The sequence below is a fragment of the Sphingobacterium siyangense genome (genome assembly GCF_023277505.1).
In the GTDB taxonomy this organism is placed as follows: Bacteria; Bacteroidota; Bacteroidia; order Sphingobacteriales; family Sphingobacteriaceae; genus Sphingobacterium; species Sphingobacterium siyangense.
Map to the genome: position 1 here is coordinate 2396840 of NZ_CP080574.1, position 16926 is coordinate 2413765.

At 40.0% G+C, this 16926-nt stretch carries 16 protein-coding genes; all 16 read right to left on the reverse strand.

Annotated elements, in window-relative coordinates; translation table 11 throughout:
- Nucleotides 1-9: 9 nt before the first annotated feature.
- The 16 genes from flxY to K2F45_RS09710 all read right to left on the reverse strand — a co-directional run bounded on the left by flxY (nucleotide 10) and on the right by K2F45_RS09710 (nucleotide 16840).
- The gene (flxY, locus tag K2F45_RS09635) at nucleotides 10-1299 is read right to left on the reverse strand and encodes a flexirubin biosynthesis putative acyl-CoA ligase FlxY (RefSeq protein WP_248933405.1); all 1290 of its coding nucleotides are present in this window, start codon (nucleotides 1297-1299) and stop codon (nucleotides 10-12) included.
- Nucleotides 1296-2963 carry a C45 family autoproteolytic acyltransferase/hydrolase gene (locus tag K2F45_RS09640; protein ID WP_216640459.1) on the reverse strand — a complete coding sequence of 556 codons (1668 nt, stop codon included), beginning with the start codon at nucleotides 2961-2963 and terminating at the stop codon, nucleotides 1296-1298. The genes flxY and K2F45_RS09640 overlap by 4 nt, the downstream gene beginning before the upstream one ends.
- On the reverse strand, nucleotides 2917-4458 hold the full coding sequence (locus K2F45_RS09645) for a phytoene desaturase family protein (protein WP_075991958.1): 1542 nt from the start codon (nucleotides 4456-4458) through the stop codon (nucleotides 2917-2919). The genes K2F45_RS09640 and K2F45_RS09645 overlap by 47 nt, the downstream gene beginning before the upstream one ends.
- Nucleotides 4451-8077 (reverse strand): 1-acyl-sn-glycerol-3-phosphate acyltransferase, encoded by a 3627-nt coding sequence (locus tag K2F45_RS09650; protein ID WP_248933406.1) that lies wholly within the window; start codon nucleotides 8075-8077, stop codon nucleotides 4451-4453. The genes K2F45_RS09645 and K2F45_RS09650 overlap by 8 nt, the downstream gene beginning before the upstream one ends.
- 1 nt (nucleotide 8078) lies before the next feature.
- Entirely contained in the window at nucleotides 8079-9251 is a 1173-nt protein-coding gene (locus K2F45_RS09655; protein ID WP_248933407.1) for a DUF2062 domain-containing protein, read from the reverse strand.
- Between the two features lie 2 nt (nucleotides 9252-9253).
- Nucleotides 9254-9631: an ApeI family dehydratase gene (locus K2F45_RS09660; protein ID WP_248933408.1), complete on the reverse strand. Its 378-nt coding sequence runs from the start codon at nucleotides 9629-9631 to the stop codon at nucleotides 9254-9256.
- 133 nt (nucleotides 9632-9764) lie between these two features.
- Entirely contained in the window at nucleotides 9765-10376 is a 612-nt protein-coding gene (lolB2, locus tag K2F45_RS09665; RefSeq protein ID WP_248933409.1) for a flexirubin biosynthesis protein LolB2, read from the reverse strand.
- A complete protein-coding gene (gene lolA2 / locus K2F45_RS09670; protein WP_075991961.1) occupies nucleotides 10357-10989 on the reverse strand; it encodes a flexirubin biosynthesis/transport protein LolA2 in 633 nt (210 codons plus the stop codon). The genes lolB2 and lolA2 overlap by 20 nt, the downstream gene beginning before the upstream one ends.
- Nucleotides 10979-11749, reverse strand: coding sequence for a polysaccharide deacetylase family protein (locus K2F45_RS09675; RefSeq protein WP_075991962.1), 771 nt, complete (start codon nucleotides 11747-11749; stop codon nucleotides 10979-10981). Before K2F45_RS09675 ends, lolA2 begins: the two co-directional genes overlap by 11 nt.
- On the reverse strand, nucleotides 11743-12738 hold the full coding sequence (locus tag K2F45_RS09680; protein ID WP_248933410.1) for a beta-ketoacyl synthase chain length factor: 996 nt from the start codon (nucleotides 12736-12738) through the stop codon (nucleotides 11743-11745). Before K2F45_RS09680 ends, K2F45_RS09675 begins: the two co-directional genes overlap by 7 nt.
- On the reverse strand, nucleotides 12731-13912 hold the full coding sequence (locus K2F45_RS09685) for a beta-ketoacyl-[acyl-carrier-protein] synthase family protein (RefSeq protein ID WP_075991964.1): 1182 nt from the start codon (nucleotides 13910-13912) through the stop codon (nucleotides 12731-12733). The genes K2F45_RS09680 and K2F45_RS09685 overlap by 8 nt, the downstream gene beginning before the upstream one ends.
- 3 nt (nucleotides 13913-13915) lie before the next feature.
- Nucleotides 13916-14173 carry a phosphopantetheine-binding protein gene (locus K2F45_RS09690; RefSeq protein ID WP_075991965.1) on the reverse strand — a complete coding sequence of 86 codons (258 nt, stop codon included), beginning with the start codon at nucleotides 14171-14173 and terminating at the stop codon, nucleotides 13916-13918.
- A gap of 3 nt (nucleotides 14174-14176) precedes the next feature.
- Nucleotides 14177-14776 (reverse strand): beta-ketoacyl-[acyl-carrier-protein] synthase family protein, encoded by a 600-nt coding sequence (locus K2F45_RS09695; protein WP_075991966.1) that lies wholly within the window; start codon nucleotides 14774-14776, stop codon nucleotides 14177-14179.
- 2 nt (nucleotides 14777-14778) lie between these two features.
- Nucleotides 14779-15933 carry a beta-ketoacyl synthase N-terminal-like domain-containing protein gene (locus tag K2F45_RS09700; RefSeq protein ID WP_248933411.1) on the reverse strand — a complete coding sequence of 385 codons (1155 nt, stop codon included), beginning with the start codon at nucleotides 15931-15933 and terminating at the stop codon, nucleotides 14779-14781.
- Nucleotides 15930-16379, reverse strand: a complete 450-nt coding sequence (locus K2F45_RS09705) for an acyl-CoA thioesterase (protein ID WP_083663564.1) — start codon at nucleotides 16377-16379, stop codon at nucleotides 15930-15932. The genes K2F45_RS09700 and K2F45_RS09705 overlap by 4 nt, the downstream gene beginning before the upstream one ends.
- 2 nt (nucleotides 16380-16381) lie before the next feature.
- A complete protein-coding gene (locus K2F45_RS09710) occupies nucleotides 16382-16840 on the reverse strand; it encodes a hotdog family protein (protein WP_248933412.1) in 459 nt (152 codons plus the stop codon).
- Between the last annotated feature and the right edge of the window lie 86 nt (nucleotides 16841-16926).

Here is a 16926-nt window from a genome sequence, read left to right on the forward strand (position 1 = left end):
AGCTACTTACTATTCCCTTTTATCCACCAGATAAATGGGTTTTCTGCTGAGCGGATTATAAATCCGGCTGATCAAAATTTCTTCGCGTTCGAACTCCACATTGGGAATTACGCGCAGTTTCGCCTGAAAACTATCTTTGATTTCTTTTAATAATGCGCTGTTTTGTTGTTTGGAGGATATTAGAATCCGAATGTCGTCTGTACCGACTGCAGTGCTGGAGATCTCGATCTGATAATGTTCAATTGCGGTGTAGCTGGCCAATACATCAAACATAGCCGGGGGAAACAGCGTCGTACCCTTATACTTAATCATCTGCTGTTTTCGGCCTTCAACAGGGCCTATTCTATAGGAGTTCCGACCACATGTGCAAGGGCCAGTATGTCGTCTGACCATATCGCCAGTTTTATAGCGCAAAACGGGCATAGCCTCTATTCCTAAGGTTGTGACAACTAATTCTCCCAGTTGACCATCGGATACAGGATGGTCATTATCGTCCAATATTTCAGTAATGATTAATGCTGGATGTTGGTGACCACCGGCAAAAGCTTCACATTCTGTGAATGCTGAGCTCATTTCGGTGGAAGCATAAGTGGAGTAGAGGGCAATATTCCATTTTTCATGAATTCGTTTTGCCAGTTGGTTGTCCTGCAGTTCAGCGGTTCTAAGATTTTCACCGATACAAATGGCGACCTTTACAGAGCTGCTGTTGTAGTCGATGTTGTGTTCTTCTGCATAAGCAATCATTTTGAGCAGGAAGGAGGGGACGACAACAAGAAATTTGGGTTTAAACTGCTGGATTGAATCCCATTGCATTTGTGGTATGCCAGCGCCAATACGTAGTATTCCGGCTCCAATTTTACGGAGTCCAAGAAAGTAAGCTAATCCCGCCATAAAACGACGATCCAGGGTCGTCATAATTTGTACCCGGTCGCCTTTTTTAATACCTACCCGTTGGAACGAAATCATCTCATTATAAGCGAGACGCTCCAGGTCCGCGTCTGTTAATCCAAATACAACAGGTGTCCCCAGTGTACCGGAAGTTGTGGAGAAGTCGACAATCTCCTCTTCGGGGACGCACAGAAAATCCCAGTTAAACTGCTGCAGCTGTTCTTTGGAAGTCGTCGGCAGAAGGGGGAGATCCTGAACACCGCGGATGCGTTGTAAGTCAACTCCTTCACGTTGAAAAAGACTTTTGTAGTAAGTTGAATGTGTATTCAAATAGTTTAAAACATATCTTAGCTTTTCATCTTGATAATGGGTTATTTCTTCAAGACTGGCTTGTTCTATCGTTGGGATCATCGATTATCTCCTTTCTTCTCAATTTTATGAATATATGAAGCAATGTTTTTGCGGTCAACCAAAGTGGTCACTTCGCAGGAGTCGGCCTGTTGCAATTGCTTTAGTGCTTCGTCATAGCGCTTTCGCTCAAAATAATATGTTCCTCTCTTGTAATAGACTGCCCAAAACAGGGGATTGAGTTTTTGATATTCCTGCCATTCCGATTCAGTAATTTCTTGGTCAGACTTCAGTTTATGGTCTATTATTCGATCTCGTTTACGGTAATCCTCATAATCGCGGTAGGCTTTACTATTCAAAAATGTATCTTGGGGAATATTCAATGCTGTATTGGCCAATGTAGAAGCAGGCTGATGTGCCTTGTTGTCGAAGATTTTATTTAAATCATAACAGACAAATTCCCCAAGCTGATAGGGGTTGGCTGAGATCCATACAAGGCGTTTTTTTGGTTGAAAAATGACGCCATGATGAGCCAAGAGCTGATTTAAGGCCTTTTCATTGCCATAGCCTATTTCCTTATTTTTTAATCCATTGCGATCTCTTAGTATAGCCGCAACTTTAGGGGCAGTAAGCTTATCCTGCTGTTGCAACTGCTCTGTCAGCAGTTGGTGTCGATAAACACTGTGGCTTTCTTCAATCTGTTTTTGATTGCGCTTATCGGATTGATAGGTACTGCTCTGAAAATGATTTGTGCATAGCAGGTAATTTGCATTGTCTGATTCAAAAACAGCAAATTTATGTGGAGACATCTCAATTAAGATGGCACGGTCTTCATCTGCAGACCCGATCATAAGTGATTCTGAAATAAAAATAGGATGTTTTTTTGCAATGGCGATGGCTTCCTTAAAATTTCGGGCATATTGGAGTATTTCTCGAGCAACAATAGATATAGGCGTTTTTGCGGCCCAGGGAATAGACGATTTTCCTGCATTGAGTGTAACTGTCAGGCCAGCACTGTTCATGCCGGAGACGACACCAATCATGCCTGCCCAGCCTACAGAAAGAAAGGAATAACCAGAATCGGGTTTCACAATAGTGATTAATTTGTTGTGACTAAAATCGTCGCCCGCATAAAAGTCAAAATTTCGCCCGATAATGAGCTCGCCATCTGCAGACTTTGGTCCCCATGCTGCTAAGGAAGAACAGCCAACCAAAGCGAGGTCCTGGAAAGCATGACCCAAGTCATGGGCGCCATGAAGAAAAAGATTCCGCTGATAGGGATCCATAAGGGAGTCGTAGCGAGGAGAAGCATACCGTGACAATCCAAAAATCTCTTTTCTATACGCTATCGGGATATATTTATGGATGTTTCGATTATAGACTTTAGTCAATTTCATCATCCATTTCTGCTTGCGCTGAGAAGGGATAAACTCTTGAATTTTAGAAAAGAAAGCCTTCTCTTGGTAGGCATAAAGCGATTGTGTCAGTATACCCGTTTTTAATCCAAGTTCCATCGGGTTACCGCTGACGTAGAGTTCCCATAAACCTTGTGCGTTATGAAATAGGAAGTTACTGTCTATACTGAGATAATTGTCCGTAGAGTCGGCCAACCTTAATGTCGGAATCGCCTGCTGGTCGAATTTAGCTTTTTCTTTCAGGGCGCCATTTAGCGCACAAGAGCTAAATAGTGATGCTATCCAAATCGCCAACCAATACTTTTTCATCATTCTCTTTAAATAGATCATCTTCAAATTCTTTTCCAAGCATCATTAAGCAACAGGAGAAGGCTGTAATTGTAACCCCCAATACACCGTGCATCTTGACATTTTGACCTGTCAGAAACAAATTCTTAACTTTTGTCTTCGTGGAAATTAAGCTATTCAACGGATGCTTGTATTCTTTCAAATAGCCATACATATTACCTTCCTCGGCCCCGATAAAATCACGGTAGCTTAATGGACTGGACGTGTGAACAGATTGAGCGGCAGCTTTAATATTCGGAAACAAGTGTTGGAGTTCTTCGATAATTTCTGCAGCCTTCGCAGCTTTAAAGGCTTCATACTTTTCACCACGGCTACTTAACTGCTGGATAATGGACCGATTGAAAGTCTCATTCCACTGTTGCACTTCGTCCGCAGTCATATAACACATCACGGTCATCGTGCTACAATAGCGTTGATTTTCGCTGTTACAGCTCATGGAAACGACTAAGGGAGATTGCTCCTGATTATACCAAACGGAAGCGATGTTTTTATAATGGTAAATATTATAATTTTGATAGGGGATATAACCTTCTTTACAAACTATGTAAACGGAAAAAACCGAAGGGCTCAACGGTAAGCCTTGTATACGCTTGACATAAGCTTGCTTTTGAAATCTTTCAGGCAGCATGGCAAAGGTATGCCGGAGATTGATATTCGAAACAAACTCCTTTGCATAAATCAGCTGCTGGTCATCGGTGCGTACTGCTTTGATCAGCTGATCGTCCATTTCTACAGCAATGACTTCTTTATTTTTGATGATGTCACCACCATATTTACGCAATTGGCGGATCAATAACTTGGCAATTTGGCTACCGCCGTTTATACAACGCCAAGCGGACTGAATATAGGAGTTTATGGTAAGCGCATGTACATAGAGTGGTGTACTTTCTGCTTTTGCAACATAAAGGAAGTTCGAACCGACAAGTACAGCCTTAAGGAGTTCGTTATCGGTGAGCTCATCTAAAAATGATTTTAATGAGATACCAAGAACGCTTTCATTAAAACCGAAACTCTTGCGAAGGTTATACATCGGAAAAGAGTTGCAAATTTCCTGTATTTTTTCGCAGTAACTTGTAAGCGCTTGTTTTTCTGCTGGGAAATGATGCAGTAGCTGATTGATAAAATTTGCATAGCCCTGCGCATGCGGGTAATTGATGGGGTTTCCTTCAAATGAAATTCGATCATATTCATCAACGCCCATGCGCTGGATTGAAAGATCTTTCATAATCCCAAGATAGTCGAAATATTTATACAGATTTTCGCCTTCACCCAAGCCGCCAATGTAATGAACACCGGTGTCTAAGATCTCTTTATCCCGCACAAAAGTTTGTAAATTACCCCCATATTGATTGTTTTTTTCAACGACACATACTTTGCGTCCAAATTTAGCAAGGAGAACTGCGGTAACAAGGCCTCCTAGCCCTGAACCAATGATGACGCTATCGTAGACTTTATCCATTCGTTCTTCTTTTTAATACGCAACTGTATTGATCTTTAAATACTTCTTCAAAACCAATGTAATGCGGCTTTTCTATGAAATCATAACAAACAATAGTATGTATCGAATCGCTGATTTCAACCTTTTCATCGTTGCTGCCCCAGATCAGTACATCGAAACGTAATGTGGTTTCGGTCAGCTGATTTAGATAAGTCAATTTACGTTTATGCTTTAGATACGTATTACCCGCAATAGCACGTTTTTCAGGATCACGGATATAGCTTTCTATATGTCGCTGTGCCTGTTGCAAGGTCAACAAAAAATCAATATGACCAAAATCGTTTCCAATATGCAAAATTTTTGCATTTGCTGCAATGAAATTATTCCAGGTTGCATAAGACTCCTGATGAAGGTCAAAATCATTTAGGCTTAATTTTTCGATTTCCGTTTCTTTATACCGATAGTTTAAGCTTATTTTTTCTCTAAAGTAAGTCGGACCCTCAAATTGCTTTCTGATTTCAGCGAACTGTTGTTTGAATAATCGACTGATCGTTTTACAGCGTGCAGAATAATTATCCCCAAACTGTTGGTCGGTAGGTCGAATTCTTTCGCCTATGACTGTACTGAGCGTTCCATCATAAATGACAAAATCTCCTTTTGGACAAACGTCGGCAGCACCGTGTATATAAATAGGGAGGATATCTAACCGCAGCTGTTCGGCAATATAGAATGCGCCTTTGTGGAACCGTTGTACATCATTTGTTGCCGATCGTGTTCCTTCCGGAAAAATAGCAATCGAATACCCTGCATCGATACGTTGCTTTAAGATGTTTTTCGATTTTTCTAAATCGTCGTCGAGCATTAAAAAACCTGCACGCCTAACCACACGGCCAAAGACCGGTGATTTATAGACCCATTCGTTCGTAACAAATACGCACTTTGGCAATAAACGCCCAATAAGAAGTGTATCTAATAACGAATTGTGATTGGCTATAATAATCGCGGGTTTTTTGAAGTCTTCGTCGTGCGGGTTGAATTGCTGTTTCTTGACAAAAGGGTTGGACTTCAATACAGAGTCTCCAAAACGAGACATTACGCGTGTCATCCAAGCTCTATTAGAGATCAAACTAAAGAGAAGGCCTGAAAGCATACTTCCGATGATATAGTAACTGAACGAAAACGCTGAAATCAAGCGCAGACGCAAACTAAGCGGAGATAAGCCTTTGGAAGGCCTGCGGCGAAATACAAACCTAAAAACGAGCGGATAAAGAACAAAAGTGTTTAAAACTGCTGCTGTAACACCGAGTAGGGAAACTGCTGAAATGGACCTTAATGCCGGGTGTTTAGCGAAAATTAAGGCACCGATGGCTAAAATTGTCGTTAATACGGCAAGCAGAATAGACGTGCGGTACGTAGGCATTTCATCTTTACCGGTACTGTATTCTTTTTGCAGGGCTGCGGTCATAAATATGGCAAAGTCTACACCGTGACTGAATACAAGTGTGCAGACAATGGTACTGAAAATATTAAATTCGAGGTGAAACAGGCCCATGAGGCCCCCCGTAACCAAACCTGTTAACACAATAGGTACCATGCTGATCAATGTCAGCTCGATGCGGCGAAATGACAACCAAAGAATAACAAATATGGCTACAAAGCTATAATTGACCAAGGTATTGAAGTCATTGACCAGCTGTCCCAAAAAGGTTTCATTCATTTCTTTGCGATCAATGACAGCGATACTGCCATTATTGAACTGCTTCATCAATTTTTCCCGGTTTCCTTCTGCCGTTTTTACAATGGTATTTGCGGTGAAAAAGCCATCTTTGGAACTGATATACTCGCTCAATATTCCATTGTTGAGTTTCTGATAATCATCCCATGTGACGCTCGAAAATTTTTGATCCAAAAGGGAGAAGAAAGCTTGATAAGCAGTTGGTTTGAAACCAAAAGCAGCACTAGAACGGATAAGATTCTCGCGGATTTCCATTTTACGGACATCTGTCCAAAAGGAATTCCACTGGGCAATTTTCGCCTCCTGATCCTTTTTCGATAGGACAATTTCACCAATGGAATTGATAGCGATCATACCTGTATCTTGTTGTAATCTGCTATACAATACAGAATTAGCCGAAAGAACCTGGTCGATATTGTTACCATAGTTTATCAGAAATAGCGACTTATTTTGTTGTTGTGCTGAATTTTCAAGTTTGTATTCGGCTTCTTGCAGTTCTTTTGGGAAGAAATTTAGTGCAGATAAATCTTTGTTGAATCCGACTTTCCAAAAAGTAAACAAGCTCACTATTAACAATAGGTAGCTGAATATTTGTAAGGGTTTATTCCGTTCAAAACTGAATGCGGAAATCCGATCGATGAGATGGTTTTTATCATCCGAGGTTTTTATATTCGGTTTATAGATATGCGGGATAAGAATCAAAGAGAATATTCCCGAGAACAGGATGGCAATGAACGCAAATATTCCCAAATCTTTTAAGGCCTCCGAATTGACGAAGAGCAGGCAAAGAAAAGATACCGCTGTAGTGCCCGCACTCATCAATATTGGCTTAGTGATTTCTTTATAGAGGTGTTTTATATCCTGGGTTTGCTTGAAATGCGTCATGATATGCAGCGCATAGTCTATGGTAATGCCAATTAATACTGCAGCAATGGAGATTGAAATAGCAGATATTGTACCCCGCAGAAAGTAAAGAAATGCGAGTGCTAGTAAAGCCCCAAAAAGTGAGGGAATAAAGATGATGACCGGAATTTGCACTTTCTTGTAAAAGAGAATCAAAATAAGCATCAATAAACTCATCGAAATAAGGATGGTCGTTTGGATATCTGTTTTGATTTGCTTTGCATTGGCGACAGCAACCAAAGATGATCCGAAGTAGCTGAGTTTGGTTTTTTTTAAGTAGACCTTGTTTAACTCATTTTTCATTTTGTCAAGCCTGTCGACGAAAATCGCATTATGCGCTGTTTCCGAGCCTGAATATTTGGGATTAATAAACAACAACAGCTTGCTTGAATCTTTTGTAATAATGTAGCCATTGTAAAGTTGAAAATCGCCGGCAATACTGAGCTTTTGGAATTTTTTAAGCGCCATAAAGCCAATCCCTAGGGGATCCCGTTGTATAAAAGATTTTGCAACGATACTCGTAGGCGAAATTAATGCAGCATAATTGGCTTCAACTACTTGTGCTATGCTATCACTTGGCAGGTGGCTTGCTATGGTTTTGTAATCGTTCTCGTCCAATAATGTCGGCAAATGCTGGTAAACAAACTGCAGGGTACTTTCCATTTCCGCATCACTAATTTGCCCTTGTATACTATGATAGTAGGGGGCAAGCGATACGATGCTATCGGAAAAGGAATTAGCCATTTCAACCATATCGTCAATTGAAGCATCTTTTTCCCGTTCAATAATGACACTTATTTTATCCGAAAATTTAAGTTGGGTCAATATTTTGGCAACCTCATTTGTCCGTTCATTTTGAGGTATAATCCGTGTAATATCTTCTTCAAATTTTAGTTTTAGCGCGAAATATCCTGTTGCGACCAAAAAGAGCAGGGCAACTAACCAGGCGATATAAGGTTTCTTCTTGAAAAATAGATAAAGCTGATAAAAATAATGCTGCATATTAACGTCGTTGATTAAACCGCAATAGTGTAAAAGAGGAAAGTCCAAACAGGACTGCTGCCACTAAAGCCAAAGCGAGACTACCCAGTACATATTGTAAAAAATGTTCGGATATAGCTTGAAAATCGATGTGGCTATAATCCAACAAAGGTTTGGCACTGGATATAAATAACTTTCCTGTTTGTATCGACCCCCAAATAATCAATGGGATCATAGGGGGGATACTGACATTCGAAAAGGCAAAACAAAGACCTTTATTAAGCCTAAAGACAGAGGCGAGAAAAATTGATAAAAAAGACTGAAATCCCCATAAGGGGGCAATCCCAATAAACACACCCAATGCAATCGAAATGGATTTAATAAAATCTGAATCGTGCGTTCCCAGAATATCTTCTTTTAGAAAATCTTTAAAGCTTTTTTTTTTGAAACTTCGAAAAGCGTTTCTTGGAAATATATAGAGTAGACTAATCAAAACTAAGAAGGTGTTAAGGATGCTAATTCGTGTGAAGTCCTTAAATGGTCTAAAATGCGAAACTCGCTCTGTCGGATCGTAAAGTATCTTGATCGGTACATTCTTCACGACAATGTCTTTCCATGCTGAGCGTACAATTACTTCAATTTCTAGCTCGAATTTATTGGTATATAGTTTTTTAGGTATGCGGTCAAGAGGGTAGAGTCTGTATCCTGATTGCGTGTCAGCAAGTTTTATCCCTGTTTCAAACCAAAACCAAAAATTGGAAAACTTATTACCGAAACTGCTCTTTTTTGGTATACCGGCTTGGTCCATTTGGCGCTCACCAATCAATAAAATATTTCCGTCACTTGGGTTGAGTGCGTCTATAAAAGTTGGAATGTCATCGGGAAAATGTTGCCCATCCGAATCGATGGTGATTGCATACTGAAACCCCTGTTTTCTTGCCGTATCAAACCCTATTCGTAAAGCTTTGCCCTTACCTGAATTCTTTTCCAGGTGCAGCACTGTAATGGAAGGGTAATTTGCTAAAATCTCTGCTGTTGCATCCGTCGAACCATCATTGACTACAATAACCTGTGTGGTATAGGCCAAAACCCCATCTAAAACTCTTTTTAGCGTTTTAGCATTGTTGTAGGTGGGGATAAGTACACATACAGCTGTAGGAATAATAGATTGGCTGAAGTTTGGCGAATTGATCATGGTTATACAACAGGATAAGTGCGGCTAAAATTGAGTTCCATTTTAAGTGCAAGGGTATCATCGAAAGAACAATTGGCCTTGATCTGTATGGTTTCGGTTTCTTGAACCGCCAATTCCAATGTTAGGATGGGATGAACGGAAGGATCTATAATGGCATAAAAACGAATGTTTTTGGCAGACCGCATACGGAGTTTTGTCTGCAGTAAATCTTCGGTTATATTTTTTATGATCTGTAACATACATACACCTGGTGTTACTGGTCGCCCTGGAAAATGCCCGTTAAAAATCGGATGATCGGGATGAATACCTATCTCCATCAAATATTTCCCATCTTCACGCACCTGACTATTGTGTATCGTATAAAAGTCTGCTAAAACCATGTTTCAAACTTAGATAAATTACCTTTTATATGCAATATAATAGCGGAGCATAATAAAAGTAATTGAAGAACTTACTATAGCGGAAATACGGCTTTGTTTATTTTTTTATAGCTAGCCTTATGTATCATGTCGCTTAAAATGGAATATTTACAAAATCCATTTTTAGCTTGATACCACGATGTTTTATATTAAAGCTGTCAAGTTTCCCCAAAGAATCTGGTTTGAATTGAATTTCAAAAGCTCTTTTGTACTTGGATGCCATTTCGATTTTGGTTAAGGTTCCTTGGTCATCTATCTTAAGAAAATATCGTTTTCCGTTATAGATACTTAAAAATTGACTGGCTATTAGGTTTTGATAATCAGCTTTATAAGTTGTTTGTGTTAAAGCTCTGAAATCTCTCACTAAGGTGTGAAGGATTATCTTTCTGTCGAGATCTTGCATGACATAATTGACCAGATGTTGGTCTTTGGAAATCGTTATATCAAATAAGGTATTCCCAAGATCAGAGGTAAGTACAATCCGATGATCGTCCTGACTGATTCTTTTGGCGACAAACATTCCTGTCATCTCTTTTCCATAAAAGCGAATTGTAGCCCGATATAAGCGCTCTTCATTTAACCCGGCAAAATAGGGGTTTTGAACGAGAGTGTCGATTGCACCATAGTTTTGTTTACCATTTGGGTAGTAAACCTTACATCCTGTCAGAAGAATTAAAAGTAACAGACTAAAAACTGAATAACGCATCGCTGATTGGTTGGTTGATCTGCTTGTTTTTGAAAACTATTTTTGTATAATCTTTAGAGGGTTCTATCAACTGGACTTCCGAAACTGTAGATTGTTGATCATTAAAATACAATACGATCGTTTGAATATAAGCCGATAGCTCTTTTGTTTTAGGTGAAAGCTTCGCTATGCGTTGATTTCGATTTTTGTGAAAGGTGATCGTAAAGTCGTCGGCAGCAAAAAGATCTCCACTGATGCTGCCAATAATCATTTTATTGATTTTCTCGAATTTTTTATTGTTGCCAAGGTCGACCTTATTTTTTTTACCTTGATCATTTACCAATACTTTATTGTCTTTAAAAAGAATACCATATTGGATCGGTGTATTGTATTTCCAAAGCAGCTTGTTTGGGTTTTTCAATAACATGGATCCACTGGACGTAATCTCTTTAGAAAGAAAATCCAAGTGCTTATACTGGACAAAATCTGTTTTTAAGGTTTTTATTTTTTGTGCTTCCGCTACGACGGTTTGTTTAAAACTAGTTATTTCAGCGCTTGACATAGCTGTTTCTTGTGCTTTGGTCAGCGCAATGTGAAATACAGAAACAAGGAGTAGAATGAGCTTAGTTTTCATATACTTTTTGATTTAAGAAATCTTCCAAATTTACGGCTTCTAATTTGTTAACCTTTAATGCTATTAATAAACTTTTAACGACATGTACTGTTTTCTCCGATGTATCATGTAAGAGAATAATACTGCCGGGACTTAGTTTTTTTGCAATGCGTGCAAAAATCTGATCTTCAGTTAGACTTAAAGTATCCAAGGAGCGGATGTTCCAACCAACGGATTTCAACTTGCAATCGTGCAATGCTTTTGCAATATGTGGATTGCTGACACCAAATGGAGGCCTGTAAAGCAATACTTTTTTTCCTGTTGCTGTTTCAATGACATGATTAGCTTCATTTATCTCTGCAACAACTTGTCTGCTTGGCAGAAACCCCATCTTATTGGGATGATTCATGCTATGATTGGCAATTACATGGCCCCTTTCAATAATTTGCTTCGCTATCATGGGATACTTGACGACCTGTGTGCCAATACAAAAAAAACTGGCTTTTGCTTGATATTGATCCAGTAAGTCTAGTATTTCCAAGGTAAAAGGCGTAGGACCGTCATCAAAAGTGATCGCAACTTGCCGCACATTTTTTCTTACGCATGTTGTCGATTGCATAAAGAAATTTAGACGGAGGTCAAATGCTCCCCAGGAAACTATTCCAACATACAGAATCAGCACAATAATCAAAGGAGAATACAGTTGATCGTTTTTCCAGATGAATACCGTCATCAGAAAAAGGGCAAGACTCACGTATGTTGTGTTTTTAAAATTTAGCATCTCGATAACAGCATTAGACTGTTTTGGTCTCCAAAATTACAAATCAGTATATGTTGAAAAGCACCGATCTTATTTCCAGTTGGACTCTCCATCGATCGAAAGGTTTGATTATTCAATTGCTTTAAAGCGAAATCGAATGCAAACACAACATCTGTGTCAAAGTATCCTATCTGCGATTGATAGTTTATTTTAGCTAAGTCGTTGAAGGCCTCAGCCTCCATTTCTGATGGGGTTTCCGGCTTTGCCGAACCATAAATGACCAAGTCAAGCTGCTCGGCAGATAGCTTGTTTTTTTTAAGAAATGCAGCTAGTTGGGTTTCTGGCCGTCGCTCTTCTGTTGGATGATAAATTACCATGTCAACCAATTCGCCAAGGGTATGTTGATTCTTTTGATTGGAGAAAATAAAGAAACCGGCACCTTCTGTCCGCGGGATTCCTGTTGTTGTCGGTTGATCTGTTGTATTGGCTATGCTCTCGCTGATGTCGATACTGATGTCTGAAAGCTCGTCAACGGCACCGACCAATAAAGTTTTCCGTTCGTTCAGCACAAGTTGTAGGTAGGCATCAAATACGGTCGATTCAAATGATACACGGCCCTGTGAATAGGTCATATTATAACCCGTATTTTTGATTAAAAGGGCAATTTGACCGGCAACGGTATTGTGCGTCGACTGGATAAATGCAGTCGGTGATAAAAACTCTTCTTCTTGAGCAACAATGGACTGTAAGAATTTATCGGAGTCTATTAGACAGCCTTTTCCACTTCCAACGAGGATACCGTCCAGCTCACTGCGATCAATCTGTTGCAGTACTTCCATAGCGCATATAATTCCCATTTTTACAGCTTTGGACATTCGCCTTGCACTGTTGGGCGATAGGATCTTACTGTCTATTTTAGGCAGATCAACCTTAGCCCAATTTTCTGGACTATTTGTTAGGCTAAGGTTGTTAACGCATATGCTTGCGGTATTAATATATACTTTATGCATGCGAAAAAATTAAGCTTGAACAATTGCCACCAAATCCAAAGGAATTGCTGAGTACATGCCGGATATTCATACGCTGATGTTCAGCGAGCGGCGGAAACGCTGGCTGTTCCATGGTATTTTCAAATCTTAAATTAGCAAAGGCCAGTTGATGCTGAATGGCGAGTAGTGCATATATTGCCTCAATACCGGCTGAAGCTCCCAATGTGTGTCCAGTATATGATTTGGTTGAACTAAAGGGCGGTATCGTATCGTTAAATAATCGCTGTATCGCTGTTGCTTCTGTTCGATCATTATTTTCGGTCGCCGTTCCGTGCGCATTGATATAATCAATTTCGCTCGGTATCAACTCTGCCATTTTTAGAGCCTCTTGCATAGCGAGATAAGCACCTTCACCGTTATCTGAAGTTGAGGTTTGATGAAAAGCATCATTAGCGTTGCTAAAAGCGTTCAGGTAACCTAATATGGGTTTCTTTGTGTTTTTTAAGGATCTTGTAGATTCAAGTACTAAAAAACCTGCACCTTCACCCAAGTTTAACCCCTTTCTATTGCTGTCAAAGGGGCGATTAAGTTGGTCGGACAGGAGCATTAAGCTGTCAAATCCATTGATTGTAAATTTTGATAGCGCATCCGATCCGCCTACTAAAACCCGATCTGCGCGTCCCGAGCGCAAAAGTCGAGCCCCAAAGCCTATGGCATTAGCTGCCGAGGAACATGCTGTACTAATAGCCGTCACATAGCCATTGCTGCCCAATATTTTGGCCAATATGGCACTTGAATCCCCAACATCCCGGCGTTGTATGAGTGTGCCGGTCTGTTGTAAATGCGGGAAATGTTGTTCAAAAATATCCATTCCCGCAACGGAAGTCCCTAGAACAATTGGCATATCAGCTGCTGCTGTAATACCAGCCTGAGACATGGCTTCTTTTGCAGCAATTGCGGCAAGTAGGCTGGTTCGGGAACAAAAGGCGGGTACTTCAGTACCTAATTTTTCAATTAATGCTTCGTTCGTTAACGACACTTCACCAACAAGCGTGTGATGTTGATGTTTTCCCGAGATATGTTGAAGCGGTTTGATACCATGCTGTTTCTGGAGCAAAGAATGATAGTTTTGCGCGACATCATTTCCAATGGCGGTAATCATGCCCATTCCAGTAACAGCAATAGCATTTTTCATGTTTTATTTCGTTCTATTTTCTGAAATATAGGTTGCCAATGTTTCAATGGATTGAAAAATAGTCTTTCCGATTTTTGGGTCAGTAACTTTAATACCATAATCCTTATCCAATAAAACAGTCAGCTCCAATGCATCAATAGAGTCTAGTCCTAGGCCATCTCCAAATAATGGCGCCTGATCTTCAATTTCATCTACAGTGACTTCTTCTAAGTTTAAGGCTTCAATGATTTTCGTTTTTAATTCCGATTTCAACTCTTCCATTCTTTATTGTGTTAGTTGTCTTACGACATTTAAATGATGTGCTAAAATGCCTGTTTTTTCCACAAGATACAAAACCAATTTATAGTTTCCTTCCGTATAATTGACCCAACCGCATAGTACCTTTTCCACTCTGCTGGAATTTAAAAGGTAATTGCAGTAATTTACTGCAAGTTGACTGTCGAATTGCGCTGAAACAAAAAAGATATTTTCCGTTTGCAGGTTATGCCTAATCGCAATTTCACCCATACAGACATTGGGCAGGGTATATACAAATATAGCAGGACTGGGATAGTACTGCTCCTTGTCTGCGATGGTATTAAGGTGCTTTAAGTCGGTATCAAGGCTACTGTGCCTATTCGACAAGACAATGCCGATATTCTTTGTTTTTTCCTCTTTCAATAGTAATTCAGCTCCTAGCCAAGCTAATTTGCTGAGGTTATCCATCTTGAAAAACTTCGGGTAAGTCGTTTCTAATGAATAGTAAAATGCTTTTGAAAAAGTAGCAAAATCTGAGGATATTGCTGCTGAGATCTGTTCACCATTAACATATACGCCTTGTGTATCGATGCGGCAATGCCTGCTGATTTGATAGTGTTGTTCCATGCTTATCGTAACTCCCTTTCAAATAATACGGCTGTATTTGTGCCAGCAAATCCCGATGCTGTTTTTAAGCAGCGAATAAGTGGTTGGGGTTGTTCCAATAGTTCAGTGACAACCGCTAGAGGTAATGAAGTACCTTGTTTTTGATAGCCTAAACTGGGGAGTAGTACATTATTTCGTAAGCATTCCAAGGAAATAATACTCTCGATGAGCCCTGCGGTTCCCAAGGTATGACCGAAGTACCCTTTTAAGCTATTGATCGGTTTAGTGGCTAATCCGGAATGATGTATGGCCACAGCTTCCATTTCATCGTTGTAAATTGTGGCTGTTCCATGTGCACAAATAAAATCAACAGATTTTGGTTCTAATTTGGCTTCGGCCAATGCAGATGCGATGCTAAGTCTCAGTCCTTCGCCTGTACGTGATGGTCCTGAAATGTGATTTGCGTCGTTGATTGAGGCTTCGCCGGCGATAAAGAATTCTTGATCTGTTAATTGTTGGCCGGTGACATGAATTGCTGCCGCTGCTTCGCCGAGATTTAAGCCCTGTCTAGACTCGTCATAGGGTTTACAGACCGTGTTACTTAGGGCCTGAAAAGACTTAAATCCTGAAACGACAAATTCACTGACCAGGTCTCCAGCAACGATAATGGCATCTTTACAATAATCCATCTGTATAAGTCGTTTAGCGGTCGAGATGGCCTGTAGACCCGATACACAGGCATTGCTAATGATTATCGGAGGCCGTTTAAAACCAAAAAAATCGGCTATTCTTTGAGCCAGTACGGGAAGGCTTGCTGCAACAATATCGTTTGCTCCGCCTGTGCATTGCGCGATATTGCCCTTGGTTGTTGATACGATTAATTCAGTCTCTTGTGTAATAACAACTGCTTTGACAAGAGGTACTAATGCGGATATCATGAGCTTTTCTAGTTTTGAGAATGCCGCATCGAAGGGGAGCTGTGTGTTCTGTAGCAACTTGTTTAAATGCTGATCCAGTTGTTCTTCTTCAACAATAGCGGCGTAAACGTCTCCATGTAATTCAGCGAAGTCGGTCAACTTGATTCCTGATTTGCCGCTAACAAGGGCATTCCAGGTGTCTGTCAGATTATTACCTATGGGGGATACACAATTGTATGGGCCTAAATACACCTTTTTCATTTGCTGACAAAATCAAGCCGATTTTTCCATTGCTGAAAAAAGTCCGGAGTATACAATTGTAAGTTTCCTGAAGAATCTAAAAATACCTGGATCGTTTCACCTAGGCAGACAACCTGATTGTTGTCATTTAGGATGCGGTAACGATAAATAATCTTTGCTGCTTTGGTATCCAATAGGGATGTTTCAATACGTGCATTGTCACCATATTTTAATGGGAGTTTATGTTCGCAGGTACTCTTCACGATCGGTGTTGTATAACCATGGCCATGAATATCTAGATAGGTCAGTCCATGTTCCATGCCGAAAGATTCTCGGCCATCTTCAAAATAACTGATGTAATGGCCATGCCAAACTATCCCCAACGAATCGACTTCATTGAAACGTATACGTAAGGGGCTTGTCCAAGTAATCTGATTAACTTGTTCAGTTCGTTTATTTTTTGCCATAATCATGAAGAAGCTATTACACTTTTTATTTCAGCTTGAGCGATCTGTCGATCTCCTACAAAGCTTTCTACGGAAACGAGTGTAACCCCCATAAACTCTTGTAGAATCGTTGCTTTGGTCAGCAATTTTTCTCCGACCTGAGGGAAGGAATCTATTGAAATACTTTTTATTGTACCGAGATAACCTATAGGTGCAGTTTGTTGTTTAATATAAAAGCTATAGCCAGTATGTAAAGCAATGGATTGCGCCATGTGTTCAATAATACCCGCTTCCAATAATACACCATCTTCCATAAAAATATTATCTTCTTGAATAGTTAAACCTGCTGCCACTGTCTTTTCGGTGAAATCGTACAGGCAGTCAATCATAACCATCGGAGCACGATGAGGTAATAAATTCTGTAAAAATATGTTATCGACTATTGGAAATGGGGCAGCTGTCATTTGTCTAAAAAAGTTCACCCAAAGGTACTAATTAAAAGATAAAATCATAGGTTTCAAGTAGCGCAAAATTGCTTTTGATCGGTTTTAGCACAGCGCCTCTGCTG